Source organism: Variovorax sp. YR750 (assembly GCF_900109805.1).
GTDB lineage: Bacteria > Pseudomonadota > Gammaproteobacteria > Burkholderiales > Burkholderiaceae_C > Variovorax > Variovorax gossypii.
This window is the reverse complement of the sequence record NZ_FOBJ01000009.1, coordinates 1-24005: the sequence shown is the minus strand read 5'-3', so window position 1 is coordinate 24005 and position 24005 is coordinate 1. Positions and strand designations below refer to the sequence as shown.

The 24005-nt window shown below is 66.9% G+C and carries 26 protein-coding genes and 1 pseudogene; 10 read left to right on the top strand and 17 right to left on the bottom strand.

What is annotated here, in order from left to right:
- Window positions 1-7 precede the first annotated feature (7 nt).
- On the top strand, window positions 8-484 hold the full coding sequence (gene greA / locus BMY35_RS19015) for a transcription elongation factor GreA (RefSeq protein ID WP_093202309.1): 477 nt from the start codon (window positions 8-10) through the stop codon (window positions 482-484).
- Window positions 485-495: 11 nt separating this feature from the next.
- Window positions 496-921 (top strand): DUF4149 domain-containing protein, encoded by a 426-nt coding sequence (locus BMY35_RS19010; RefSeq protein ID WP_177213667.1) that lies wholly within the window; start codon window positions 496-498, stop codon window positions 919-921.
- 63 nt (window positions 922-984) lie between these two features.
- On the opposite strand, the gene BMY35_RS19005 is transcribed toward BMY35_RS19010, so the two are convergent.
- Both BMY35_RS19005 and BMY35_RS19000 read right to left on the bottom strand, forming a co-directional pair.
- On the bottom strand, window positions 985-1743 hold the full coding sequence (locus BMY35_RS19005; RefSeq protein ID WP_176947597.1) for a glycosyltransferase: 759 nt from the start codon (window positions 1741-1743) through the stop codon (window positions 985-987).
- A gap of 5 nt (window positions 1744-1748) precedes the next feature.
- Window positions 1749-2228 (bottom strand): YhbY family RNA-binding protein, encoded by a 480-nt coding sequence (locus BMY35_RS19000; protein WP_093202307.1) that lies wholly within the window; start codon window positions 2226-2228, stop codon window positions 1749-1751.
- Between the two features lie 33 nt (window positions 2229-2261).
- Between BMY35_RS19000 and BMY35_RS18995 the strand changes: the two genes are divergently transcribed.
- The 5 genes from BMY35_RS18995 to BMY35_RS18975 all read left to right on the top strand — a co-directional run bounded on the left by BMY35_RS18995 (window position 2262) and on the right by BMY35_RS18975 (window position 7785).
- Window positions 2262-2930, top strand: coding sequence for an RlmE family RNA methyltransferase (locus BMY35_RS18995; protein ID WP_093202304.1), 669 nt, complete (start codon window positions 2262-2264; stop codon window positions 2928-2930).
- Window positions 2931-3096: 166 nt separating this feature from the next.
- Entirely contained in the window at window positions 3097-5013 is a 1917-nt protein-coding gene (ftsH, locus tag BMY35_RS18990) for an ATP-dependent zinc metalloprotease FtsH (protein ID WP_093202302.1), read from the top strand.
- 125 nt (window positions 5014-5138) lie between these two features.
- Entirely contained in the window at window positions 5139-5957 is an 819-nt protein-coding gene (gene folP, locus BMY35_RS18985) for a dihydropteroate synthase (protein WP_093202911.1), read from the top strand.
- Window positions 5954-7291 (top strand): phosphoglucosamine mutase, encoded by a 1338-nt coding sequence (glmM, locus tag BMY35_RS18980; RefSeq protein ID WP_093202299.1) that lies wholly within the window; start codon window positions 5954-5956, stop codon window positions 7289-7291. The genes folP and glmM overlap by 4 nt, the downstream gene beginning before the upstream one ends.
- Entirely contained in the window at window positions 7288-7785 is a 498-nt protein-coding gene (locus tag BMY35_RS18975) for a GNAT family N-acetyltransferase (RefSeq protein WP_093202296.1), read from the top strand. Before glmM ends, BMY35_RS18975 begins: the two co-directional genes overlap by 4 nt.
- 102 nt (window positions 7786-7887) lie before the next feature.
- Here the strand turns inward: BMY35_RS18975 and BMY35_RS18970 are convergent, their stop codons facing one another.
- The 9 genes from BMY35_RS18970 to lexA form a co-directional block, all read right to left on the bottom strand.
- Window positions 7888-9159: an acyl-CoA dehydrogenase family protein gene (locus tag BMY35_RS18970; protein WP_093202294.1), complete on the bottom strand. Its 1272-nt coding sequence runs from the start codon at window positions 9157-9159 to the stop codon at window positions 7888-7890.
- A 27-nt stretch (window positions 9160-9186) separates the two neighbouring features.
- Entirely contained in the window at window positions 9187-10293 is a 1107-nt protein-coding gene (locus BMY35_RS18965) for a phosphotransferase (RefSeq protein ID WP_093202291.1), read from the bottom strand.
- A 45-nt stretch (window positions 10294-10338) separates the two neighbouring features.
- Window positions 10339-11058, bottom strand: coding sequence for a Crp/Fnr family transcriptional regulator (locus BMY35_RS18960; RefSeq protein ID WP_093202289.1), 720 nt, complete (start codon window positions 11056-11058; stop codon window positions 10339-10341).
- A gap of 89 nt (window positions 11059-11147) precedes the next feature.
- Window positions 11148-11930, bottom strand: coding sequence for an oxepin-CoA hydrolase, alternative type (locus BMY35_RS18955; RefSeq protein ID WP_093202286.1), 783 nt, complete (start codon window positions 11928-11930; stop codon window positions 11148-11150).
- 30 nt (window positions 11931-11960) lie between these two features.
- Window positions 11961-13481, bottom strand: coding sequence for a 3-hydroxyacyl-CoA dehydrogenase (locus BMY35_RS18950; protein WP_093202283.1), 1521 nt, complete (start codon window positions 13479-13481; stop codon window positions 11961-11963).
- A gap of 150 nt (window positions 13482-13631) precedes the next feature.
- Entirely contained in the window at window positions 13632-14789 is a 1158-nt protein-coding gene (locus BMY35_RS18945) for an MFS transporter (RefSeq protein ID WP_093202281.1), read from the bottom strand.
- Window positions 14786-15793 (bottom strand): D-2-hydroxyacid dehydrogenase family protein, encoded by a 1008-nt coding sequence (locus BMY35_RS18940; protein WP_093202278.1) that lies wholly within the window; start codon window positions 15791-15793, stop codon window positions 14786-14788. The genes BMY35_RS18945 and BMY35_RS18940 overlap by 4 nt, the downstream gene beginning before the upstream one ends.
- A 101-nt stretch (window positions 15794-15894) precedes the next feature.
- Window positions 15895-16272, bottom strand: coding sequence for a hypothetical protein (locus BMY35_RS18935; RefSeq protein WP_093202276.1), 378 nt, complete (start codon window positions 16270-16272; stop codon window positions 15895-15897).
- A gap of 145 nt (window positions 16273-16417) precedes the next feature.
- Window positions 16418-17101, bottom strand: a complete 684-nt coding sequence (lexA, locus tag BMY35_RS18930) for a transcriptional repressor LexA (RefSeq protein ID WP_019652457.1) — start codon at window positions 17099-17101, stop codon at window positions 16418-16420.
- A gap of 73 nt (window positions 17102-17174) precedes the next feature.
- On the opposite strand from lexA, the gene BMY35_RS18925 reads away from it, so the two are divergent.
- Window positions 17175-18140, top strand: coding sequence for an asparaginase (locus tag BMY35_RS18925; protein WP_093202274.1), 966 nt, complete (start codon window positions 17175-17177; stop codon window positions 18138-18140).
- 45 nt (window positions 18141-18185) lie between these two features.
- Here BMY35_RS18925 and adk read toward each other — a convergent pair whose 3' ends face one another.
- The 6 genes from adk to BMY35_RS18895 form a co-directional block, all read right to left on the bottom strand.
- Window positions 18186-18842: an adenylate kinase gene (gene adk / locus BMY35_RS18920; protein WP_093202271.1), complete on the bottom strand. Its 657-nt coding sequence runs from the start codon at window positions 18840-18842 to the stop codon at window positions 18186-18188.
- Window positions 18843-18978: 136 nt separating this feature from the next.
- The gene (kdsB, locus tag BMY35_RS18915; RefSeq protein WP_093202269.1) at window positions 18979-19752 is read right to left on the bottom strand and encodes a 3-deoxy-manno-octulosonate cytidylyltransferase; all 774 of its coding nucleotides are present in this window, start codon (window positions 19750-19752) and stop codon (window positions 18979-18981) included.
- Window positions 19749-19931, bottom strand: coding sequence for a Trm112 family protein (locus BMY35_RS18910; protein ID WP_093202265.1), 183 nt, complete (start codon window positions 19929-19931; stop codon window positions 19749-19751). Before BMY35_RS18910 ends, kdsB begins: the two co-directional genes overlap by 4 nt.
- On the bottom strand, window positions 19912-20934 hold the full coding sequence (lpxK, locus tag BMY35_RS18905; protein ID WP_093202262.1) for a tetraacyldisaccharide 4'-kinase: 1023 nt from the start codon (window positions 20932-20934) through the stop codon (window positions 19912-19914). The genes BMY35_RS18910 and lpxK overlap by 20 nt, the downstream gene beginning before the upstream one ends.
- Entirely contained in the window at window positions 20935-21360 is a 426-nt protein-coding gene (locus BMY35_RS18900) for an ExbD/TolR family protein (protein WP_371287180.1), read from the bottom strand.
- A 100-nt stretch (window positions 21361-21460) separates the two neighbouring features.
- Window positions 21461-22093 (bottom strand): MotA/TolQ/ExbB proton channel family protein, encoded by a 633-nt coding sequence (locus tag BMY35_RS18895; protein ID WP_093202257.1) that lies wholly within the window; start codon window positions 22091-22093, stop codon window positions 21461-21463.
- A 313-nt stretch (window positions 22094-22406) separates the two neighbouring features.
- On the opposite strand from BMY35_RS18895, the gene xseA reads away from it, so the two are divergent.
- Both xseA and BMY35_RS18885 read left to right on the top strand, forming a co-directional pair.
- Window positions 22407-23720, top strand: coding sequence for an exodeoxyribonuclease VII large subunit (xseA, locus tag BMY35_RS18890; protein WP_093202253.1), 1314 nt, complete (start codon window positions 22407-22409; stop codon window positions 23718-23720).
- A gap of 49 nt (window positions 23721-23769) precedes the next feature.
- Window positions 23770-24005: pseudogene (locus BMY35_RS18885) on the top strand (superoxide dismutase [Fe]); the annotation flags it as partial.

Sequence of the window (24005 nt, the reverse complement as noted above, 5' to 3'; positions counted from 1 at the left end):
ACTAGATATGGCGACCATCCCCATCACCAAGCGCGGCGCGGAGAAGCTGCGCGAAGAACTGCGCCGGCTCAAGTCGGTCGAGCGGCCCGCGATCATCAATGCGATCGCCGAGGCGCGCGCCCAGGGTGACATCAGCGAAAACGCCGAGTACGAGGCCGCCAAGGATCGCCAGGGCTTCATCGAGGGCCGCATCCTCGAGGTCGAGGGCAAGCTGTCTGCCGCGCAGGTGATCGATCCGACCGAGCTCGATGCCGGCGGCAAGGTGGTGTTCGGTTCGACTGTCGAGCTCGAGGAAGAAGACAGCGGCGATGCCGTCAAGTACCAGATCGTGGGCGAGGACGAGGCCGACCTGAAGCAGGGCCTCATCAACGTGTCCAGCCCGATCGCACGCGCGCTCATCGGCAAGGAAGAGGGCGACACCGCCGAGGTGCAGACGCCTGGCGGCCTCAAGCGCTACGAGATCGTGGCGGTCAGCTACCTCTGATCGCCGCAGGCATGAAAGACCTGAAGGACCGTATTGCGCTGATGCTGGCTGCCTTCTGGTGGGGCAGCCTGACGACGATCGGCTTTCTCGTCGTGCCCATGCTCTTCGCGAAGCTGGGCAGCCCGTCGGTGGCGGGCAATTTCGCGGCGCAGCTGTTCGAGGCGCAGAGCTGGATCGCCATCGCCTGCGGGGTGATCCTGCTGATCCATTTCAGGTCGAAGGCCGACGAGCGCATGAGCGGGCCGGCGATGACGACCATCTTCTTCATCCTCGGCGCGCTGCTGCTGGCGCTGCTGCAGCAATACGCGGTGGCGCCGCGCATCGTGGCTCGCGAGAACCTCAAGCTGTGGCATGCCATGGGCACCGGGATGTACTTCGTGCAGTGGCTGTGCGCCGGCGTGGTGCTGTGGCGCATCGGGGCCCGTACGGCAGGCTGAAGCGATGGCAGGGCAAGAAAAAAGGCGGCCTGTGCCGCCTTTGCTTTTTCAGTCTGTCGCTTCCTACTCTTTCCAGTATTCCGCGACCCAGCGAGCCGGCTTGATGAACCGGAAGGCTCGGTTGCGGCGGCCCGCAAGGGCGTCAGGCGGGTTGCACTCGCCATGGAACACCATGATTCGCGCGCCTTCGGGCACGAAGGGCTCTTCCCAGTAGTTGGTCGGCCAGGTCGGGATGCCGTGGTACTTGAAGCTCGGGCACCAGCCGTCGGGCCAGTAGGCCAGCTTTCCCTGCTTGTGGAGCACGTCCGACAGGTAGGTCTGCTCGTTTCGGTATTCGGCCTGGACCTTGTCCATGTTGGCCCGGAAATACGCCAGCACGTCGGCATGGGCGCCGAGCTCGAAGCGGTAGACCGAGGAGTTGCCCGTGATCCGGCCGCGCCGCCAGGGGCGGTCGTAGTCGTGGATGATCAGGAACTGACCCGGCTGCTCGAAGAAGGCGTCCAGGCTGCCCACGACGACCACGTCGAGGTCGAGGAAGAGGGCGGGGCCGCGCAGGCCGTGCAGGTCCTGCTCGAAGGTGGTGAGCTTCTTCCAGGCGCCGTCGCGCTGGCCGGGGGCCAGGTGCAGGTTGAGCGGCGGAATCGGCAGGCAGGTCACCTCGGGGCGCACGCCGTTGCCGTCGTCGGTCAGGCAGACGAACTTGAAGTCGCCGCTCAGGTGGCGGCGGACCATCGCGTAGAGGCGGTTGACGTATTCGGGGCCGTATTTCGTGCCCCACTTCATGCAGAGAATGTGGCGCTGGGCGCCTTCGGCGGCTGCCACCAGGCTCAATCCGCCTGGTTGCGCTTCTTGACCGACAGCGGCCGCTTCGCCTTGGCGCGCTTGATGGTGCCGCCGGGCGTCAGGCGCTGGTTGCCGAGCACGCGCAGCGTCTTGATCTCTGGGCGTTGGCCGCCGCGCTTGCTGTACTTGACGATCTTCACGTCGCGCGGGCCGGGCATGCGGTCTTCGTCGACCACGCGTTCCTTCTCGGCCTTCGGGCGCCACAGCACCAGCAGCTTGCCGATGTGCTGGATCGGGGCGGCGTCGAGTTCCTCGGCCAGTTCGCGCAGCATGGCGTCGCGGGCCAGGCGGTCATCGGAGAAGACGCGGATCTTGATCAGGCCGTGGGCCTTGAGCGCCGCGTCGGCTTCCTTCTTCACGGCAGGGGTGAGCCCGTCTCCACCGACCATGACGATCGGATCCAGGTGGTGAGCTTCGGCGCGATGCACCTTGCGCTCGGCAGGGGTAAGTTGAATGGCGGGCATCCCCGTATTATCGGCCCGTACACGAAGACCCCCATGAGCACCAAAGCCAAAAGCAAGAAAGTCAACAAGGCGTGGCTGCACGACCATATCAACGACCCCTACGTGAAGCTCGCCACGAAGGAAGGCTACAGGGCGCGCGCCGCGTACAAGCTCAAGGAAATCGACGAGGCGCTCGGCCTCGTCAAGCCGGGCCAGCTGGTGGTGGACCTCGGTTCCACCCCGGGCGCCTGGAGCCAGTACCTGCGCCGGCGCATGTCGCCCGGCGGCGCCGCGGCCGGCGAACTGAACGGAGCCATCATCTCGCTCGACATCCTGCCGATGGAGCCCATCGAGGGCGTGACCTTCCTGCAGGGGGATTTCCGCGAGGACGCGCTGCTCCAGCAGCTGCTGGGCGTCCTGGCGGGCCGCAAGGCCGACCTGGTGGTGTCGGACATGGCTCCGAACCTCTCTGGCATCCATTCGGCCGATGCCGCCCGGGTGTCGCACCTGATCGAGCTTGCAATCGATTTCTCCCAGCACCATCTGAAGCCCGAGGGCGCACTGGTGGCCAAGGTTTTCCACGGTAGCGGCTACGACGAGCTGGTGAAGCTCTTCAAGGCCAATTTCCGCGTCGCGAAGCCCTTCAAGCCCAAGGCGTCGCGGGACAAGTCGGCCGAGACTTTCCTGGTCGGTGTAGGACTGAAGGCCGTGGATACGCCTTGAAACCGTGCCAAGCAACACGGCCGGTGGCACAAAGCCATGCCAGGCTATGGCCGCATTAGGGAAATGCCCGCTTTTCGTAGCTTGAAAAGCCTAAAATGGGGCGCAATTGCGTACCCACAGCGCGTTTTTTCATCCACCTGTCACGCGCATTAGCCTGGAGTTTCGTTTGAACAATCAGTGGTTTTCCAAAGTTGCCGTATGGCTCGTCATTGCCATGGTGTTGTTCACTGTGTTCAAGCAGTTCGACACCCGCGGTGGCGTCGGCTCGGGGACAGTCAGCTACTCCGAGTTTCTGGACCAGGTCCGGAACAACCAGATCAAGAGCGCCGTCATTCCTGAAGGCGCCGCCGGCGGCGAGATCGTCGCCGTCACCAACGACGATCGCAAGATCCGCACGACCGCCACGGTCCTCGACCGCGGCCTCGTGGGCGACCTGATCGACCACAACGTCAAGTTCGACGTCAAGCCGCGCGAAGAAAGCTCCCTGCTCATGACCCTGCTGGTCAGCTGGGGCCCGATGCTGCTGCTGATCGGCGTCTGGATCTACTTCATGCGACAGATGCAGGGCGGCGGCAAGGGCGGGGCGTTCAGCTTCGGCAAGAGCAAGGCCCGCATGATGGACGAGAACAACAACACGGTCACCTTCGCCGACGTCGCGGGCTGCGACGAGGCCAAGGAAGAAGTCCGCGAAGTCGTCGACTTCCTGAAGGACCCGCAGCGCTTCCAGAAGCTCGGCGGCCGTATTCCGCGTGGCCTGCTGCTGGTCGGCCCTCCCGGCACCGGCAAGACGCTGCTGGCCAAGTCGATCGCCGGCGAAGCCAAGGTGCCTTTCTTCTCGATCTCCGGTTCCGACTTCGTCGAAATGTTCGTCGGCGTGGGCGCTGCCCGTGTCCGCGACATGTTCGAGAACGCCAAGAAGAACGCTCCCTGCATCATCTTCATCGACGAAATCGACGCGGTGGGCCGTCAGCGCGGCGCCGGCCTCGGCGGCGGCAACGATGAACGCGAGCAGACGCTCAACCAGATGCTGGTCGAGATGGACGGCTTCGAGACCAACCTCGGCGTGATCGTGGTGGCTGCCACCAACCGCCCCGACATCCTGGACGCGGCCCTGCTGCGCCCCGGCCGCTTCGACCGCCAGGTCTACGTGACGCTGCCCGACATCCGCGGCCGCGAGCAGATCCTCGGCGTGCACATGCGCAAGGTCCCGCTGGGCCAGGACGTGAACCCGAGCGTGATCGCCCGCGGCACGCCCGGCATGTCCGGCGCCGACCTGGCCAACCTCTGCAACGAAGCCGCCCTGATGGCCGCCCGCCGCAATGCGCGCGTGGTCGAGATGCAGGACTTCGAGAAGGCCAAGGACAAGATCTTCATGGGCCCCGAGCGCAAGAGCATGGTCATGCCCGAGGAAGAGCGCCGCAACACGGCCTACCACGAGTCCGGCCACGCCCTCATCGGCAAGCTGCTGCCCAAGTGCGACCCGGTCCACAAGGTCACGATCATTCCTCGCGGCCGTGCCCTCGGCGTGACCATGAGCCTGCCCGCTCAGGACCGCTACAGCTACGACCGCGAGTACATGCTGAACCAGATCAGCATGCTGTTCGGCGGCCGCATCGCCGAGGAAGTGTTCATGCACCAGATGACCACTGGCGCCAGCAACGACTTCGAGCGAGCCACCAACCTGGCGCGCGACATGGTCATGAAGTACGGCATGAGCGATGCGCTCGGCCCGATGGTCTACGCCGAGAACGAAGGCGAAGTGTTCCTGGGCCGCTCGGTCACCAAGACCACGAACATGAGCGAGCAGACCATGGAAAAGGTCGACTCCGAAGTCCGCCGCATCATCGACGAGCAGTACGCCCTGGCGCGCCGCCTGATCGAGGAGAACAGCGACAAGATGCACGCCATGGCCAAGGCACTGCTCGAATGGGAAACCATCGACACCGAGCAGCTCGACGACATCATGGCCGGCCGCGCGCCCCGTCCGCCCAAGGACTGGACGCCGCGCGTTCCGCCTTCGGGCAGCGGTGGCAGCGGCGGCACGCCTGCCGTGTCGACCGACCCGGCGCCCAACGCAGCGTGAGCGCGAGCCAGGCGTCAAACCACAACGGGGCCTCTGGCCCCGTTTTCGATGGCGGGCATGCGGCTGCCGGTGCCGCCTTCTGGCAGACCTCCCGCTTCCGCATCGACCTCGCGCAGCCGCGCGTGATGGGCATCGTCAACGTCACGCCCGATTCCTTCTCGGACGGCGGCGCCCACGCCTCCACCGAAACCGCACTGCGCCACTGCGAGCAGCTGCTGAAGGAGGGCGCCGACATCCTCGACATCGGCGGCGAATCGACCCGCCCCGGCAGCCCCGCTGTGCCGCTCGAGGCCGAGCTTGCGCGGGTGGTACCGGTGGTGCGCGAGGCGGTGAAGCTGAACGTGCCGATCTCCATCGACACCTACAAGCCCGAGGTCATGCGTGCCGTGCTCGACCTGGGCGCGGACATCGTCAACGACATCTGGGCGCTGCGCCAGCCAGGCGCGCGCGAGGCCGTCGCGGCGCACCCTTCGTGCGGCATCTGCCTGATGCACATGCATCGCGACCCGCAGACCATGCAGGCCGTGCCCATGGCCGGCGACGTGATTCCCGAAGTGCTGTCGTTCCTCTCGGCTCAGGTGCAACTCCTGCGCGAGATGGGAGTCGATCCCTCGCGCATCACGCTCGACCCCGGCGTGGGCTTCGGCAAGACGGTGGCGCAGAATTTCGCCTTGCTCGCGCGGCAGCGCGAACTGCTCGCCGGCGGCTATCCGCTGCTGCTGGGCTGGTCGCGCAAGTCGTCGATCGGCGCGGTCACCGGCATCGAGGTGGCGGGTGAACGCATCGTGCCCAGCGTCGCCGCGGCGGTGCTGGCGGTGGACAGGGGAGCAGCCGTGGTGCGCGTGCACGACGTGCGCGACACCGTCGCGGCACTCGCGGTATGGCGCGCCATGAAGGCGCAAGAGTCACAACAACAAACACAAGAGCAGACAGGATCAACATGACCCGCAAGTATTTCGGCACCGACGGCATCCGCGGCACGGTGGGCCAGGCGCCCATCACGCCCGACTTCGTCCTGCGCCTCGCGCATGCCGTGGGCCGCGTGCTCAAGAAGACGCAGTCGCGTCCGACGGTGCTCATCGGCAAGGACACGCGCATCTCGGGCTACATGCTCGAATCCGCGCTCGAATCGGGCTTCAACTCGGCTGGCGTCGATGTCGTGCTGCTCGGCCCGCTGCCGACTCCCGGCGTGGCCTACCTCACGCGCGCCCAGCGTGCGAGCCTCGGCGTGGTGATCAGCGCGAGCCACAACGCCTACCCCGACAACGGCATCAAGTTCTTCAGCGCGCAGGGCACCAAGCTCGACGATGCCTGGGAGTTGGCCGTAGAGGCAGCGCTGGAAGAAGACCCGGTGTGGGTCGATTCCGCCAACCTGGGCAAGGCCCGCCGCCTCAACGACGCGCCCGGCCGCTACATCGAGTTCTGCAAGAGCACCTTCGCCAACGACCTGACGCTGCGCGACATGAAGCTGGTGGTCGACGCCGCACACGGTGCGGCCTACCAGGTGGCGCCCAACGTGTTCCACGAGCTGGGCGCGGAAGTGACGAGCATCGGCGTTTCGCCCGACGGGCTGAACATCAACAAGGGGTTCGGCGCCACGCATCCCGAGGCGCTGATCGCCGCGGTCACGGCGCAGAAGGCCGACTACGGCATCGCCCTCGACGGCGACGCCGACCGCCTGCAATTGGTCGACGCCAGCGGGCGCCTCTTCAACGGCGACGAACTGCTCTACCTCATGGTGTCCGAACGCATCGCGCGCGGCGACAAGCCGGTGGGCGTGGTCGGCACGCTCATGACCAACAAGGCCGTCGAGATGGCCTTGCGCAAGCAGGGCATCGAGTTCGTGCGCGCCAAGGTCGGCGACCGCTACGTGCTCGAGGAGCTCGACAAGCGCGGCTGGCTGCTCGGCGGCGAGGGCTCCGGCCACCTGCTGGCGCTCGACCGCCATACCACCGGCGACGGCATCGTGAGCGCGCTGCAGGTGCTGCAGGCCTGCGTGCGCAGCGGCAAGACGGTGGCGCAGCTGCTCGAAGGCGTCACGCTGTTCCCGCAGACCCTGATCAACGTGCGCATCTCGCCCGACCAGGACTGGAAGGCCAACAAGGCGCTTGCCAGCGAAACCGCTCGCATCGAAGCCGAGCTCGGCGATGCAGGCCGTGTGCTGATCCGTGCGAGCGGTACCGAGCCGCTGGTACGCGTGATGGTCGAGGCGCGCGATGCGAAGCAGGCCGAATCCTGCGCAAAGCGCCTCGCGGCTACGTTGGAGCCCGCGCGATGACGGCCGCCTCGGCGCAGATCGAGGTCTTCATCGCCGACTACCGCAACGCCGCACATGCGGCCGCGCTGGTCGGCCTGCTCGATGCCTATGCCAGCGACCCGGCCGGCGGCGGCAAGCCGCTCGATGCCGCCGTGCGCGAGAGCCTGCCGGCGGCACTGGCCGCGCGTCCCCAGGCCTTCAGTGTGCTGGCGTATGACGGCGAGCAGCCCGTCGGGCTGATCAACTGCATCGAGGGCTTCTCGACCTTCGCAGCCAGGCCGCTGGTGAACGTGCATGACGTGGTGGTGCTGCCCAGCCATCGGGGGCAACGCGTGGCGCAGCAGATGTTCGCGCGGGTCGAGAAAGAGGCCCACAGGCGCGGGGCGTGCAAGCTCACGCTCGAGGTGTTGTCGGGCAACGCGCCCGCGCTGCGCGCCTACGAGCGCGAGGGCTTCGCGGGCTACCAGCTCGACCCGGCATTCGGCACAGCCGTCTTCCTGCAGAAGAAGCTCTAAGGACAAGGGACCAAAGAAAAAGGGCCGGGGCGAATCGTTCGCCGCCGGCCCTTTGTTCGTCGACCCTCTTCAACCTGAAGAGGAGTCGTCGAAACGGGTGGATCAGAAACGCGTCACCGGCATTTCAGCATCGGCCTTGCCCGGCGCGTACTTGCCCAGCTCCCACTTGGCGATCGCATTGCGGTGCACTTCGTCCGGACCGTCCGCGAAGCGCAGCGTGCGTGCGCCGGCATAGGCTGCAGCCAGCGGGAAGTCGTCGCACATGCCGCCACCGCCGTGGACCTGCATGGCCCAGTCGATCACCTGGCAGGCCATCGAGGGCGCGACGACCTTGATCATGGCGATCTCGTTCTTCGCGACCTTGTTGCCGGCCACGTCCATCAGCCACGCAGCCTTCAGCGTGAGCAGGCGGGCCATGTCGATCTTGCAGCGAGCTTCGGCGATGCGCTCCTGCGTCACGGTCTGCGAAGCCACGGTCTTGCCGAAGGCCACGCGCGAGGAGGCGCGCTTGCACATCAGCTCCAGCGCGCGCTCGGCCAGGCCGATCAGGCGCATGCAGTGGTGGATGCGTCCGGGGCCGAGGCGGCCCTGGGCGATCTCGAAGCCGCGGCCTTCGCCCAGCAGCATGTTGCTGGCGGGCACGCGCACGTTCTCGAAATACATCTCGACGTGGCCGTGCGGCGCGTCGTCGTAGCCCATCACGTTCAGCGGGCGCACGATGCGGATGCCCTTGGCGTCGGCCGGCACCACGATCATGCTCTGCTGCGAATGGCGCGGCGCCTCGGGGTCGCTCTTGCCCATGGTGATGAAGACCGCGCAGCGCGGATCGGCCGCACCGGAGATCCACCACTTGTGGCCGTTGATGACGTACTCGTCGCCCTGGCGCTCGATGCGCGTGGAGATGTTGGTGGCGTCGCTCGAAGCCACTTCGGGCTCGGTCATGGCGAAGGCCGAGCGGATCTGGCCTTCGAGCAGCGGTTTGAGCCAGCGTGCCTTGATCTCTTCCGAGCCGTAGCGCGCGATGGTCTCCATGTTGCCGGTGTCGGGCGCCGAGCAGTTGAAGGCTTCCGAAGCCCATGGCACCCGGCCCATGATTTCGGCCAGCGGGGCGTATTCCTGGTTGGTCAGGCCGGCGCCGTCGTAGCCCGATGCCGCGGCGCTGTCGACCGGCAGGAACAGGTTCCACAGGCCCTGGGCCTTGGCCTTTTCCTTGAGCTTCTCGACCGTATTGAGCGCGGTCCAGCGCTTGCCGGCGACCGTGTTTGCGGCCAGCTCGGCCGCGTACTCGGCCTCGGCCGGGTAGATGTGGTCGTCCATGAAAGCCTGGACGCGTTTCTGCAGGTCTTTGGTCTTGGCCGAGTATTCGAAATCCATCTTCGTCTCCTGGTGGGGTGGGGCGGCTTATGCCTTTTGGGCAAACTGCCAGGCCATGTCGGCCATGGGGCGGGCGCCGCGGGCCGAAGCCACGGCTTGCTCGCTCGACGCGGTTCCGGCCTCGACCCGCTTGGCAATGCCTTGCAGGATCGCGGCCATGCGGAACAGGTTGTAGGCCTGGTAGAAGTTCCAGTCGGGCGCGAGCGCCTCGGGCGTGCTGATGCGGGTGCGCTCGCAGTAGCGGCGGATGTATTCGCTCTCGGTGGGAATGCCCAGCGAGGCGACATCGACGCCGCCGATGCCGCGCCCAGTGCTCGGCGGCATATGCCAGGACATGCAGTGGTAGCTGAAGTCGGCCAGCGGGTGGCCCAGCGTGGAAAGCTCCCAGTCGAGCACCGCGATGATGCGCGGCTCGGTGGCATGGAACATCACGTTGTCGAGGCGATAGTCGCCGTGGACGATCGACACCTTGCTCTCGTCGCGCGCGCTAGCGGGCATGTGCGCGGGCAGCCAGTCGATCAGCCGCTCCATGGCCTCGATGGGTTGCGAGAGCTCGCCCGCGCCGTCGGCCGATGCCTTGTACTGCTTGCTCCAGCGGCCGATCTGGCGCTCGAAGTAGTTGCCGGGCTTGCCGTAGTCGGCCAGACCGCGGGCGGCGAAGTCGACCGTGTGCAGCGCGGCGATCACGCGGTTCATCTCGTCGTAGTGGGCGTCGCGCTCGGCGTTGCTCATGCCGGGCAGCGACTGGTCCCACAGCACGCGGCCCTGCATGAACTCCATGACATAGAAGGCGCGGCCGATGACGCTTTCGTCCTCGCACAGGCAGTACATGCGCGGCACCGGCACGTCGGTGCCGGCCAGGCCGCTCATCACCTTGAACTCGCGCTCCACCGCGTGGGCGGAAGGCAGCAGCTTCGCGACCGGGCCCGGCTTGGCGCGCATCACGTAGCTCTGCGTGGGCGTGACCAGCTTGTAGGTCGGGTTCGACTGGCCGCCCTTGAACATCTCGACCGTCAGCGGGCCCTTGAAGCCGTCGAGGTTCTTCCCGAGCCAGGCCGCGAGCGCGTCGACGTCGAAGGCGTGCTGTTGCGAGACGGCACGGGTGCCGATGAAGGAGGAGAAGTCCTGGCTCATGTCGGTATGTCTTGTCTGCCTGGGGTTGTCGTTGTAGTTGTCGTTCTAGCTTTCAGCTTCCGAGACGCGCATCAGCGCCGAACGGTCGAGCACCACGAGGCCGCCCGGTTCGATGCGGATGGTGCCCTCGCGCTCCATGGTCTTCAGCTCCTGGTTGACCCGCTGGCGCGAGGCCCCCAGCAGCTGCGCCAGTTCTTCCTGCGCCAATTGCAGGCCGATGCGCATCTGGCTGCCGTCTTCCAGGTTCGGCACGCCGTAGCTGCGCACCAGATGGATGAGCTGCTTGGCCAGCCGCGCCCGCAGGGGCAGGGTGTTGAGGTCTTCCACCAGCCCGAAGAGCGTGCGGATGCGCCGCGCCTGCAGCCGCATCAGCGCCTCGTACAGCTCCACGTGCGAGGCCAGGATCTTCTGGAAATCGGCGCGCGCCACGCACAGGATGGTGGTGTCGCCATGCGAGTAGGTGTCGTGCGTGCGCCGGTCCCCGTCGAACATCGCCACGTCGCCGAACCAGATGCCCGGTTCCACGTAGGTCAGCGTTACCTGCTTGCCAGAGACGGCCGTCGAACTCACGCGCACCGCGCCCTTGGCGCAGGCAATCCAGTGTTCGGGCGGATCGCCGCGGGCGGCGATCAGGTCGCCGTCCTTGTAGCGTTTGACGAAGGCGCATCGGAGGATGTCGTGCCGCAGCGATGGAGAAAGGGAAGAAAACCAGCGACCACTGTTGATCGCTTCACGTTCTTCGATGGTAAGAATGGGGTCGTCCATTGGTCTGTCCTCTCGGCGACTGGAAAGCTGGTGGGTGTCACGGGAGCGACGCCGTCGGGCGCTACCCGCTTGCTCGGTTGCTGGGCTGTCTATTCGTACTGCGGCGGCTTCTTCTCGAGGAACGCGGCGATGCCGATGCCCGCGTTCGCGTGGTGCAGGTTGCGCACGAAGTGGTCGCGCTCCTGCGAGAGCTGCGAGGCCAGCGTGGCGCCCTGGGCCTCGCTCAGCAATTCCTTGATGCTGGCCAGCGAGTTCGGCGCGCGCGAGTTGAGACGAGTGGCTAATGCCAGCGCGCCTGCGAGCGCCTGGCCGCTTTCGGTGAGCTCGTTGACGAGGCCCAGCGCGTGCAGGCGCGGCGCGGCGATGCGCTCGCCGTTCATCAGCCATTCGCTGGCCAGCTGGCGCGGCAGTTGCCGCCCCAGGTGCCAGCTCAGGCCGCCGTCGGGCGACAACGCCACGTTGCTGTACGAGGCCGCGAAGACTGCGTCGCGCGCCGACACCACGAAATCGCAGGCCAGCGCGAGCGAAAAGCCCGCGCCCGCCGCCGCGCCTTCGACGGCCGCGATAACCGGCTTGGGAAAGGTGCGGATCGAATCGATCCAGTTGTGCAGGCCCTCGATGCTCTCAGCCTGCACCGAGCGGTCGAGCTGCCGGTTGGCCAGGAGGCGCTGCAGCGAGCCGCCGGCGCAGAACCATGAGCCTTCGCCCACGATGACCACGCTGCGGATCTCCGCGCTGTTCTCGGCCTTGTTCAGCGCCTCGATGCCCGCGGCGTAGATGTCGGGGCCCAGCGCGTTGCGCTGGCTGGGGTTGGAGATCGTCAGCACCATGGTGCTGCCCTCGCTCGTACTCTTGAGTTCTGCGGTGCTCATGGCTCGGTTCCGTGCTTTCTTACTCGGTCTTCATTCTTCTTCGTGCAGCAGGCTCAGGCCCAGCGCGCCGCGGCGGCGCAGCCACGGGCTCGGGCGATAGCGCGGGTCGCCGTACACCGTCTGCAGGTTGAACAGTACCTCGAGCATGTTGGTCGGGCCGTAGAGGTTGCCCATGGCGAGCGGGCCGCGCGGATAGCCCAGGCCCAGCTGCACGGCGGTCTCGAGGTCGGCCGGCGTGCACACGCGCTGCTGGCACATGTCGGCGGCGATGTTGACGATGGTGCCGATCACGCGCTGCGTGACGAAGCCGCCGCTGTCGCGGATCACGCTCACGGCCTTGCCGTCGCGCGCGAAGAGGGCGTGCGCCGCGTCGCGGATGTCGCGGCGCGTGGCCGGGTTGGTGGCGAGCACGCGGCGCTTGGTGGCGGCGTCGTCGATCATCATGTCGATGCCGACGGTGCGGGTGGCGTCCAGGCGCTCGACGGCGGCCACCGTGGTCACATCGAAGCCCAGCGGCGCGACCAGGATCAACGATTGCGGCGCGGCCGTGGCGCCGCTGTCGATCTGCGCGCCCAGCGTGTTCACGAGGCGCAGCAGCTCTGCGCGGCGCGCGGCACGCGGCGACACCCAGACCGAGGGCGTGCCCTCGACCACCGGCGCGGGCGCCTCGGGCACCTGCTGCATCACGCCGTCGTTGTAGCGGTAGAAGCCTTCGTTGGTCTTGCGGCCCAGCGCGCCGGCGGCCAGGCGCTGCGCGGTGATCACGCTGGGGCGGAAGCGCGGCTCCTCGAAGTACTGGTGGTAGATCGACTCCATCACCGGGTGCGACACGTCGAGCGCCGTCAGGTCCAGCAGCTCGAAGGGGCCGAGGCGGAAGCCGGCCTGGTCCTTGAGGATGCGGTCGACGGTCGCGAAGTCGGCAACGCCTTCGCCGACGATGCGCAGCGCCTCGGTGCCGTAGCCGCGGCCCGCGTGGTTGACGATGAAGCCGGGCGTGTCCTGCGCCTGCACGGCGCTGTGGCCCATCTGCGTGGCATAGCCTGCCAGTTGCTTGCAGACCTCGGGGGCGGTCTTGAAGCCCGCGACAACTTCGACCACCTTCATCAGCGGCACCGGGTTGAAGAAGTGGAAGCCGGCGATGCGCCCGGGGTGCTTCAGCCCTGCGGCGATGGCCGTCACCGAGAGGGAAGAGGTGTTGGTGACCAGCGTGGCGGTCTCGGCCACGACGCCTTCGAGCTCGCGGAACAGCTTCCGCTTGACTTCCAGGTCTTCGACGATGGCCTCGATCACCAGGTCGCAGCCGGCCAGCGCCTGGATCGAATCGACCGCCTTCACGCGGGCGATGTACGCATCGCGCGTGGTGGCGTCGATCTTGTTCTTCTCGCTCAGCTTGTTCCATTGGGCGGCGAGGGCTTCGCGGCCGCGCTCGGCGGCACCCGCGAAGCTGTCGAGCAGCAGCACCTCGCTGCCTGCCTGCACGGCGATCTGCGCGATGCCGCGCCCCATGGCGCCGGCGCCGACGACGCCGATTCGGGAGTAGTTCACTGTCATTTGCTGGAGATTTTCACTGGTTGGGTGGTATCCGGGCCTGCCACGCAGGCGTCGCCGCAGGTGCCATGCATGCAGGTGTTGCGGTCGAAGGCTCCGATTTTGCAGTCCCGCGCGGGTGAGGCGTGACGGGTTTTACGCGGGGGCGCGCTTTCAGGGCGCGCGGCGGCTGCGGTCGATGGCCACGCTCAGCGAAATGGCGATCAGCACCAGTGCCAGGCCGACCCAGCTCATCCAGGCCGCGGCGTCGTTGGCGAGCAGCCAGCCGCCGAGCGCCGCACCCACCGCCTGGCCGGTATAGATGCCGGAACTGTTGAGCGCTACCGAGCCCGGCGCGAGCGCAGGCGCCAGGCCCACCAGCCGGGCCTGCTGCGCCGAATTGGTGGAGAAGCAACCCAGGCCCCAGGGAACGAGCACCACGGCCAGCCAGGCGAGCGTGGAGGCCCATGGCCACAGCAGCAGGCTCGCGGCGATCAGCACCGTCGTGACAAGCACCATGCGGCCGGCGCCCACGCGGTCGATGTACCGGCTGACAACCATGTTGCCGATCAGGCCGAAAACGCCGAACAGCGCCCACATCACGCTCAGCGTGGTGGCGTCCGCACCGAAGCTCTGCTTGAGGATCGGACCGAAATAGCTGAACAGCACGAACTGGCCGGCGCCCTGCAGCGCCGTGACCGACACGATGCCCATCAGCACCGGGCTGCGCAGCACGCGCGACCATGCGGCGGCCGTCAGTGCAGCGGGGCGGATACCGTTCGGCAAGGTGAGCCAGATCGCTGTCGCGCTCGCGACACTGAGAGCCGCGATGGCGGCGAAAGCCATGCGCCAGCCCAGATGCCCGCCGATCAGCGCGCCGATGGGCAGGCCAAGCACCGAGGCCATCGACCAGCCAAGGAAAACGAAGGTGACGGCGCGCCCGCGATGCTCGGGCGGCACCAGCAGGCCGGCGCAGGCCGCGGCCTGGGGCGTGAAGATGGCAGGCGCAATCACCGTGAGCATGCGAACCGGCAGCAGGGTGCCGAAGCTCGGCATCAGTGCGCAGAGGACGTGCCCGGCGGCGTACCAGAGCAGGGAGAGGGCGAGGAGCTGCCGGCGGTCCCAGCCCGCGACAGCGGCGGCCAGCAGCGGGGCGCCTATGCACATCACCGCCGCGGCGGCTGTGATGAGCTGTCCTGCGGTGGCGGCCGTGACCGAGAGCGAGGCGCTGATCTCGTTGAGCGTGCCGGGCACGACCATCACGCCCGTGCCGATCACGAAGTTGCCGACGAGCAGCGCCCAGAGCGCACCCCGGGACGCCGGCTGGCTCACCGACGGACCTGCAGCGCGCCGGGATTCACGATGTTCGTGGGGTTGCCGTTGATGTAGCTCACGACGTTGTCGAAGGCCTGGCCGAAATAGCTCTCGTAGCTTTCCTGCTCGACGTAGCCGATGTGCGGCGTGCAGATGCAGTTTTCGAGGCGCAGCAGCGCGTGGCCTTGCAGCGGCGGTTCGCTCTCGAACACGTCGACGGCGGCGAGCCCGGGGCGGCCACGGTTGAGGGCGGCGAGCAGGGCGTCGGCTTCGACCAACTCGGCACGCGAGGTATTCACGAACAGGGCGGTCGGCTTCATGCGCGAGAGGTCTTCCAGCGTGATGAGGCCGTTGGTTTCCTCGTTGAGCCGCAGGTGCACCGACAGCACGTCGGCCGCAGCGAAGAACTCGTGGCGGTTCTGCGCAACCTGGAAGCCATCGGAACGCGCCTTGGCGCAACTGGCTTCACGGCCCCAGATCACGACCTGCATGCCGAAGGCCTGCCCGTAGCGCGCGACCAGTTGGCCGATGCGGCCGTAGCCCCAGATGCAAAGCGTCTTGCCCTTGAGCACGGAGCCGATGCCGAAGTTGGGCGGCATCGAGGCCGACTTGAGCCCCGACTGCTGCCAGGCACCGTGCTTGAGATTGCTGATGTACTGCGGCAGCCGGCGCATGGCTGCCATGATGAGCGCCCATGTGAGCTCGGCTGGTGCCTGGGGAGAGCCGGAGCCCTCCGCCACGGCCACGCCGCGCTCGGTGCAGGCCGCCACGTCGATGTGCCCGGCAACGCGTCCGGTCTGGGAAATGAGCTTGAGCTTCGGGAGCTTTTCGATCAGCTGGCGCGAGATCTGGGTGCGCTCGCGGATCAGCACGATCACGTCGGCGTCCTTGAGGCGAACCGACAACTGCCCAATGCCTTTCACCGTGTTGGTATAGACCTTGGCCGCGTATGCGTCCAGCTTGGAGGCACAGCGCAGCTTGCGCACGGCGTCCTGGTAATCGTCGAGGATCACAATGTTCATGGCGTGCCATTGTGCCTCGCAGCATTGGAATGTCGCGCCTGCGAACGTTTGGATACCCACCCCGAAGCCGCTCGCAGGGCGGTTCCGGACCCAATAGGCGCTCAATGCAGGCGTGTGGAGCGCGGGGCCGTGGCCATGGTTTCTGCGGCTTCCAGTGCGGCCAGGCGGTCGAGCTCAGCGCAGACGTCGGCCATGCGGCCGGAGATCACCACGCGGTTGGCACTGCGCTGCTGTCCCTTGCCGTCAACGACCCGGACCACGCGCAGAGGGCGCGCCGGCGAGGCAGCCGTTTCCGGGGAGGAGACACCGCCGGAGCGGGCGGTGCAGGCGGGGCGCACCGCCACGTAGCGCAATCCTGCCGCGGATTCGGTGGCGTCGAGGTGATTCCGGCGATGAGCACGTCGTGCCGGCATCAGGCGATTGGCCAGCGATTGCAGCGGCATCCAGATATCGGCGATGGCGAGGAGGGCGATTCCCATGTGAACTCCAAGAAAGTATGAGGTTGAACACAGGCAGGATTTCTTGAATCGGCCGCGACAGGGTGATGGCGACTCTTCGCCATACGCCCGCCACCTGTCGAGGCCGGATGGGGATGTGGTGCTGCGGAAGGCAGGCCGCCCGGGCCTACATCAGCATGGTGTTCCGGATGAGGCCGACTGCGAGGCCTTCGATTTCGAACGGCTCTCCGGGCTGGACGATGATGGTCGGGTAGTCCGGGTTCTCGGCGTGCAGCTCGATGACCTGCTTGTTGCGCTTCAGGCGCTTGACGGTCACTTCGTCGCCCAGGCGCGCCACCACGATCTGGCCGTTGCGCGCCTCCTTGGTGGCCTGAACCGCGAGCAGGTCGCCGTCCATGATGCCGGCGTCGCGCATCGACATGCCGCGCACCTTGAGCAGGTAGTCGGGCTGCCGCTGGAACAGCGTGTTCTCGACGTAGTAGGTCTGGTCGACGTGCTCCTGCGCCAGGATGGGCGAACCGGCTGCGACGCGGCCGATGAGCGGCAGTGCGAGCTGGGCCATGCCGGGCAGAGAGAGCGAGAACTGGTTGCCTTCGCGATGGCGCGTTTCGTTGAGCGAGCGCAGCGCGTCGCCCTTGAGGCGGATGCCGCGCGAGGTGCCGCTGACGAGCTCGATGACGCCCTTGCGAGCCAGCGCCTGCAGATGCTCTTCCGCGGCGTTGGCTGACTTGAAGCCGAGTTCGTTGGCGATCTCGGCGCGGGTGGGCGGCGCACCGGTGCGTGCGATGGCGCTCTGGATCAGGTCCAGGATCTGCTGCTGGCGGGCTGTAAGCTTCACGGCGAACTGCATATGTGGTTCCTTGCGGTACTGGCTGGATATCCAGTGGCTGTATTTTTAACCAGTTTTTTTAAGTTGACAAGCCATGGTTAATTCCTCTTCGCCTGAACTGCGCCGACGCGTGGTGGTTCTGGGCACCGGCGGCACCATCGCGGGGCGGGCCGCCAGCAGCGACGACAACATCGGCTACACCGCCGCGCAGGTGGGTGTGGCCGACCTGCTGGGCGGTATCGAGGCACCCGACGGCGTGACGCTCGAAGCCGAGCAGGTGGCCCAGGTCGACAGCAAGGACATGTCCTTCGACGTCTGGCAGCAACTGGCCCGACGCTGTGTGCACTGGCTGGCGCAGGCCGATGTGGCCGGCGTGGTGATCACCCATGGCACCGACACCATCGAGGAGACCGCGTTCTTCCTTCACTCGGTGCTGGCGCCATCCAAACCTGTGGTGCTCACCTGTGCGATGCGTCCGGCCACAGCCCTGTCGCCCGACGGACCGCAGAACGTGCGCGATGCGATCGGCGTCGCGACGACTCAGGGGGCTCAGGGCGTGACGGTGGTGTGCGCCGGTGTCGTCCATGGCGGGGTAGACATCCAGAAGGTGCACACCTATCGGCTCGACGCCTTCGCGTCGGGCGATGCGGGGCCCGTCGGCTATGTCGAGGAAGGGGAAGTGCACCTCGTCCGTCCCTGGCCGCAAGGACAGGCAGTGCCGGCGGCGAAGATCCTGGGGGCGGCTGCGGTGCAATGGCCCCAGGTCGAGATCGTCATGAGCCACGCTGGTGTTAGCGGAGCGGTGATCGATGCGCTCCTGCTGCATGGCGGCGCGGGGCCCCTGCGTGGGCTGGTGCTCGCCACTACTGGCAACGGCACCCTGCACCATGCGCTGGAAGCGGCTGCACTCAAGGCGCGGGACGCTGGTGTCTCGGTGATCAGGGCAACGCGTTGCTCCAGCGGTCGCATCCTGCCGAAGACCGGAGATCCGCTGCGCGATGCAGGCGCACTGACGCCGGTCAAGGCGCGCATCGCCCTGATGCTGGAACTGCTGGGGTGAAAACGAAACCGCCCCTGTCGAAGGGGCGGTTTCAGGGGAGTCAGGTCAGCTGCTCAGCGCGGCAAGTGCCCGCTGCGTGATCTCGTCGACCGTGCCCACGCCCTTGATGGCGCGGTACTTCGGTGCAGCGGCCGGATCGGTCTTGGCCCAGGCGGAGTAGTAGTCGACCAGCGGACGCGTCTGCTGGCTATACACGTCGAGCCGCTTGCGGACGGTTTCTTCCTTGTCGTCCTCGCGCTGGATCAGGTCTTCGCCGGTCACGTCGTCCTTGCCTTCCACCTTGGGCGGATTAAACTTGACGTGGTAGGTGCGGCCCGAAGCCGGGTGAGAGCGGCGGCCGCTCATGCGCTCGATGATGTCGCCGAAGGGCACGTCGATCTCGAGCACGTAGTCGAGCTTCACGCCGGCCGCCTTCATGGCGTCGGCCTGCGGAATGGTGCGGGGGAACCCGTCGAAGAGGAAGCCGCCGGCGCAATCGGGCTGCGCGATGCGTTCCTTCACCAGGTTGATGATCAGGTCGTCGCTGACCAGCGCGCCGGCATCCATGACGGCCTTGGCCTGTAGTCCGAGCGGGGTGCCGGCCTTGACGGCTGCGCGCAGCATGTCACCGGTCGAAATCTGGGGGATGCTGTATTTCTGGCAAATGAAGGCCGCTTGCGTGCCTTTGCCCGCCCCGGGCGCGCCCAGCAAAATTAGTCTCATGGTGTCCTCGGACGGTTCTTAGATTTTGTGTCGCGCCGAGCATCGGCCCCATGGCCGGGCTAGGCGGAGTTGCTTCGAGGATAGCATGCGTGCCCTTGGGGAAATCCCGCTGCCGTAGCCCTCGAGACGCCTGGACTCAGGCGCCGGCGGCAGCGAAGACTGCGCGCACGCGTGCCAGGTCTTCGGGCGTGTCGATGCCGGGGCCCGGCGCGACATGGCTCACATGCACCGCGATGCGATGGCCGTGCCACAGCGCGCGCAACTGTTCGAGTGCTTCCGTCGCCTCGACGGGCGCGGGAGGCAGGGACGGAAAGCGCCGCACGAAGCCTGCGCGATAGCCATAGATCCCGATATGGCGCAGCGGGGCAGGGGCGGCAGGCAGCAGGGCAGGCGCGGCACCGTTGGCGGAGCCGTCGCGCCACCACGGGATCGGCGCGCGACTGAAGAACATCGCGTTGCCCTGCACGTCGAGCACCACCTTCACCACGTTGGGATTCATGAAGTCGACTACCGAATCGATCTCGTGGGCGGCGGTGCTCATCGCCGCTTCGGCGTGCGTGGCCAGCGTGCTCGCCACGGCATCGATCAGCGCGGGATCGATCAGCGGCTCGTCGCCCTGAACATTGACGACGATGTCGTCGCCGTCCAGTCCCAGCTTTTCGCAGGCTTCGGCCAGCCGGTCGGTGCCGCTCGGGTGGTTCTGGCTGGTGAGGATGGCCTCGACGCCATGCATCTTGCACGCATCGATGATGGAGGGATCGTCGCCTGCGACCACCACGCGCGCCGCACCGGATTCGCTCGCACGTTGCGCCACGCGCACCACCATGGGCACGCCGGCGATGTCGGCGAGAGGTTTGTTGGGAAGCCGCGTCGACGCCAGCCGCGCCGGAACCAGGACAGTGAAGCTCACAGCCCGAGCTCTTCGTCGGAGAGCGTGCGTGCCTCGTTCTCGAGCAGCACCGGAATACCGTCGCGCACCGGGTACGCCAGGCGGGCGCTGCGAGACCACAGCTCCTGCTTCTCGGGGGTCCAGGTCAGCGGCCCCTTGGTGACGGGGCAGACGAGCAGTTCAAGCAGCTTGGTATCCATCGAGCGATGATAGCTTTGCGTCGAGGGTCGCGAAGAATTCCGCGGAAGGCACGAACTCCAGCGGCACGGCCAGCGCGTCGGGTGCCTTGCGCCACAGCTTGACCGCGTCCTTCTCGGTGCAGACAAGGGTTTGCGCGGCGCCTACCGGACGCTGCCAGCCCTCGAAATCGAAGTGATCGGGAAGCGCGATGGTCTCGGCGAGCGTCAGGCCCTGCGCTCGTAGCATCTCGAAGAAGGCTTCCGGCCGTGCGATGGCCGCCAGCGCGGTCACCGGCTGGCCTGCAAGGGAAGTCAGCGGGACGCGTCTTCCGTCGCTGGTCAGCGCATCGTGGGCCAGCTTTCGGGTGGCGGTGTACCCTCCGGCGAAGGCGGGCCGCGCGCCGCTGTGCAGCACCAGGTCGCAGCGACGTGGCCAGGCTTCGCGCAACGGGCCGGCGGGCAGCCGCCAGCCGTTGCCGATGCCCCGGTCGTCGAACACGCAGATCTCGATGTCGCGCGCGAGCGCCAGATGCTGCAGGCCGTCGTCGCTGACGATGACCTGCGTAGCCGGGTGGCGTTCGAGCAGCGCGCGTGCCGCGTCGATGCGCCGGCGCGCGACGAACACCGGCGCCTTGGTCGCGTGATGGATCAGCGCAGGCTCGTCGCCTACATCCTGCGGATCGCTGTCACCGAGCACTTCGCGGCAGTCGTCGGTACGACGGCCATAGCCGCGCGACACGACACCGACTTGCACTCCCTGAGACTGCAGATGGCGCACGATGGCCATCACGACCGGCGTCTTGCCGGCCCCGCCCGCAATCACGTTGCCGACCACGATCACCGGCACGCGCACACGTTCGGTCCGTAGCCATCCCACGCGATAGAGCCAGCCGCGCACTGCGAAGAGCACGGCGTAGACAAGCGACAGCGGCCACAGCAGGCAGGCCAGAGGGCCGTGACGCAGCCAGGCGTCCTGCAGCCGCGAGGAACCCTTGTTGCCGTTGTCGCTGCCGCCGTTAGGCACTCAGTGCCCGGCTTGCGCCGTCGACTGGGCCGCGAAGGTGATCTGCATCAGGCCGGCACGGCGCGCGGCTTCCATCACCGTCACCACGGCCTGGTGCGGGCTGGTCGCGTCGGCACTGATGATCACCACGCTGTCCTTGCCGCCCGTGGCCGCGGCAGCGAGAGCGGCCGTCACGGTTTCCACGCTGCGGTCGGCCACGGCGTTCTTGTTGACCGAGTAGCGGCCATCGGCCGAGACCGCCACGATCACTTCCTTCGGGTAGTCGCGCTGCGCGTCGACGTCCGCCGTGGGCAGCCGAAGCTGCATCTCGGTGAACTTGCTGTACGTGGTCGACAGCATCAGGAAGATCAGGATCACCAGCAGCACGTCGATGAACGGGATCAGGTTGATCTCCGGCTCGTCGCGCGCGCCGTGGCGGAACTGCATGCGGGCGCGGGTCATGACAAGCCTCCGCCGGGCCGCCCCAAGGAGGCGGCGGCTCCCTTGGGGGGCAGCGCAGCACACGCAGTGGCAAGCGTGGGGGTCATCATTTGCGCAGGGCGTTGAGGTGGCGGGCGAAGCGCTCGCCGGAAAGCTCGAGGTTCAGCAGGTACTCATCGACCCGGCTGCGGAAGTAGCGCCAGAAGATCAGCGTCGGAATGGCGACGATCAGGCCGAAGGCGGTGTTGTAGAGCGCGATCGAGATGCCGTGCGCCAGTTGCGCCGGGTTGCCCGAGCCCACCGCGCCGCTGCCCGGCGACTGCGAGCCGAAGATCTCGATCATGCCGATCACCGTGCCCAGCAGGCCCAGCAACGGGGCAGCAGAGGCGATGGTGGCAAGCGCCGGCAGGTAGCGCTCGAGCTTGTGCGCCACGGTGCGTCCGGAGGCCTCCATGGCCGCGCGCAGATCGTCTTCGGTGCAGCGCGGATTGGCGTTCAGCGCGCGCAGACCGGCGGCCAGGACCTGGCCGAGCATCGAGTTGCGTTCCAGTTTGGTCACGACGTCCGGACCGGGAATGGCTCCGTGCGACGCGGTGATGGTTTCGTCGAGCAGCTTCGGCGGCAGTACCCTCACGGTCTTGAGACTCGTGAAACGTTCTATAACCAGCGCGAGCGCAATGACCGAACATGCGAGCAAGGGCCAGATCGGCCAACCCGCGGCAACTATGATGGAAAACAAGAAAATCCTCCGGCCCGTAGACTGCAAATGCGCGGCGATTATCCACTGAGCCCACCATCGTCACGCGCCTTGTTTTTGTGTCGGCAAGGACGCACAGATTCTGTGGATAACTTTGTGATTAACCTGCTGCGCAACTCGCCGCGACCCGCATGGGGTGGCCTTTTCGCTGGAACGACTGAATTTTGAGCAGCACTTTTTTCAATGAAATCAATGGCTTGCACGAGAAACCGTGCGCCTGTCCCGCCCTGGGGGTCGAAGCTGGGGTGCATGCTGCCCGTTGTGGAAGAGTGGCATCCGGCCGAGCGGGCGTTTTGTGAACTTGCGTGAACCGAATTCCGCGCCCGGGCCGCGAGTCTGGGCTGTCGGCGCCTTGTGCCGCGCGGTCGCCGACGCGCTCGACGCCCGCTTCAACCCGGTGACGGTGCGCGGCGAGATTTCCGGTTTTTCCCGGGCTTCGAGCGGACATTGTTACTTCGCGCTCAAGGATGAGTCCGGCCAGCTGCGCTGCGCGATGTTCCGCCGCGCCGCCGGCCTGCTCGATTTTTCGCCCCGCGACGGTGACCAGGTCGAGGTGCGCGGGCGACTTGCGGTCTACGAGCCGCGCGGCGATCTGCAGCTGGTGGTCGAGAGCCTGCGGCGTGCCGGGCAGGGCGCTCTGTTCGAGCAGTTCATGCAGCGCAAGGCGCGCCTGGAAGCCGAGGGCCTCTTCGATCCGGCGCGCAAGCGGGCGCTGCCGACCATGCCGCGTTCGATCGGCGTCGTCACCTCGCTCGGCGCTGCTGCCTTGCACGACGTGGTCACCGCGCTGCGAAGGCGTGTTCCACACATTCCGGTCGTACTTGCCCCGGCAGCAGTGCAGGGGGCCAACGCGCCAGGCGAACTGGTGCGTGCGTTGCAGTCGCTCTATGAGCTCGCGCCTGCCGTCGACGTGATCCTGCTGGTGCGCGGCGGCGGTTCCATCGAAGACCTCTGGGCCTTCAACGACGAGACGCTGGCGCGCACCATCGTTCGGAGCCCGGTGCCGTTGGTCAGCGGCGTGGGGCACGAAACCGACTTCACCATCGCCGACTTCTGTGCCGACCTGCGCGCGCCTACGCCAACGGCCGCGGCGGAACTCGTAAGCGCGCCTCGCGACGTTTGGCTCGGTGCGCTCGATCTGCTCGAGGAGCGGCTCGCCGACGCGCTGGGCGGTCGCGTCGACGTGCTCGGACAGCGTCTTGACCAGGCCGCGGGACGTTTGGGCCGGCCTTCCAATCTCGTGACTCGCCAGCAGTTGCGTCTTGCGCATCATGCGCAGCGGCTTCGCTACACGGTGATGTCCAGAAGGGAGCGTCTGACGCAGCTGCCGCGCCAGATCGCAGCCGACTTTCCCCTGAAGCTGGGACGCGCGGTGGTGCAGCGTCGTGATCGGCTGGATCGCGTGGCCCTGCGCATGCGATTGCTCGATCCGGCATTGGTCTTGCAACGTGGCTATGCATGGCTGACCGATACAGACGGTCATGCGATCGTCAGCGTCGCGCAACTTGCACCAGGCGACGCGGTCAAGGCGCGACTCTCCGACGGCGAAGTCGACCTGACTGTCACGCCGGGCGGCGCAACGGGAACGCGTCCGACGCCGTCTCGATGATTACTTCCTAGAATCCCTGATTCCCACAACCAACCCACGAGAAAAAACCATGGAACATGTGCTCCCACCCCTGCCGTACGCACTGGACGCGCTGGCACCCGAGTATTCGAAGGAAACCCTCGAGTACCACTACGGCAAGCACCACAACGCCTACGTGGTGAACCTCAACAACCTGCAGAAGGGCACCGAGTTCGAATCGATGACGCTCGAGGAGATCGTCAAGAAGTCCAGCGGCGGCATCTACAACAACGCCGCGCAGATCTGGAACCACACCTTCTTCTGGAA

Bases quoted from the DNA above. Each gene is read 5' to 3' on its own strand.
- greA (WP_093202309.1), top strand. From the start codon at position 8: ATGGCGACCATCCCCATCACCAAGCGCGGCGCGGAGAAGCTGCGCGAA.
- BMY35_RS19010 (WP_177213667.1), top strand. From the start codon at position 496: ATGAAAGACCTGAAGGACCGTATTGCGCTGATGCTGGCTGCCTTCTGG.
- BMY35_RS19000 (WP_093202307.1), bottom strand. From the start codon at position 2,228: ATGCCCGCCATTCAACTTACCCCTGCCGAGCGCAAGGTGCATCGCGCC.
- BMY35_RS18995 (WP_093202304.1), top strand. From the start codon at position 2,262: ATGAGCACCAAAGCCAAAAGCAAGAAAGTCAACAAGGCGTGGCTGCAC.
- folP (WP_093202911.1), top strand. From the start codon at position 5,139: ATGGGCATCGTCAACGTCACGCCCGATTCCTTCTCGGACGGCGGCGCC.
- glmM (WP_093202299.1), top strand. From the start codon at position 5,954: ATGACCCGCAAGTATTTCGGCACCGACGGCATCCGCGGCACGGTGGGC.
- BMY35_RS18975 (WP_093202296.1), top strand. From the start codon at position 7,288: ATGACGGCCGCCTCGGCGCAGATCGAGGTCTTCATCGCCGACTACCGC.
- BMY35_RS18970 (WP_093202294.1), bottom strand. From the start codon at position 9,159: ATGGATTTCGAATACTCGGCCAAGACCAAAGACCTGCAGAAACGCGTC.
- BMY35_RS18965 (WP_093202291.1), bottom strand. From the start codon at position 10,293: ATGAGCCAGGACTTCTCCTCCTTCATCGGCACCCGTGCCGTCTCGCAA.
- BMY35_RS18960 (WP_093202289.1), bottom strand. From the start codon at position 11,058: ATGGACGACCCCATTCTTACCATCGAAGAACGTGAAGCGATCAACAGT.
- BMY35_RS18955 (WP_093202286.1), bottom strand. From the start codon at position 11,930: ATGAGCACCGCAGAACTCAAGAGTACGAGCGAGGGCAGCACCATGGTG.
- BMY35_RS18950 (WP_093202283.1), bottom strand. From the start codon at position 13,481: ATGACAGTGAACTACTCCCGAATCGGCGTCGTCGGCGCCGGCGCCATG.
- BMY35_RS18940 (WP_093202278.1), bottom strand. From the start codon at position 15,793: ATGAACATTGTGATCCTCGACGATTACCAGGACGCCGTGCGCAAGCTG.
- BMY35_RS18935 (WP_093202276.1), bottom strand. From the start codon at position 16,272: ATGGGAATCGCCCTCCTCGCCATCGCCGATATCTGGATGCCGCTGCAA.
- lexA (WP_019652457.1), bottom strand. From the start codon at position 17,101: ATGCAGTTCGCCGTGAAGCTTACAGCCCGCCAGCAGCAGATCCTGGAC.
- BMY35_RS18925 (WP_093202274.1), top strand. From the start codon at position 17,175: ATGGTTAATTCCTCTTCGCCTGAACTGCGCCGACGCGTGGTGGTTCTG.
- adk (WP_093202271.1), bottom strand. From the start codon at position 18,842: ATGAGACTAATTTTGCTGGGCGCGCCCGGGGCGGGCAAAGGCACGCAA.
- BMY35_RS18910 (WP_093202265.1), bottom strand. From the start codon at position 19,931: ATGGATACCAAGCTGCTTGAACTGCTCGTCTGCCCCGTCACCAAGGGG.
- BMY35_RS18900 (WP_371287180.1), bottom strand. From the start codon at position 21,360: ATGCAGTTCCGCCACGGCGCGCGCGACGAGCCGGAGATCAACCTGATC.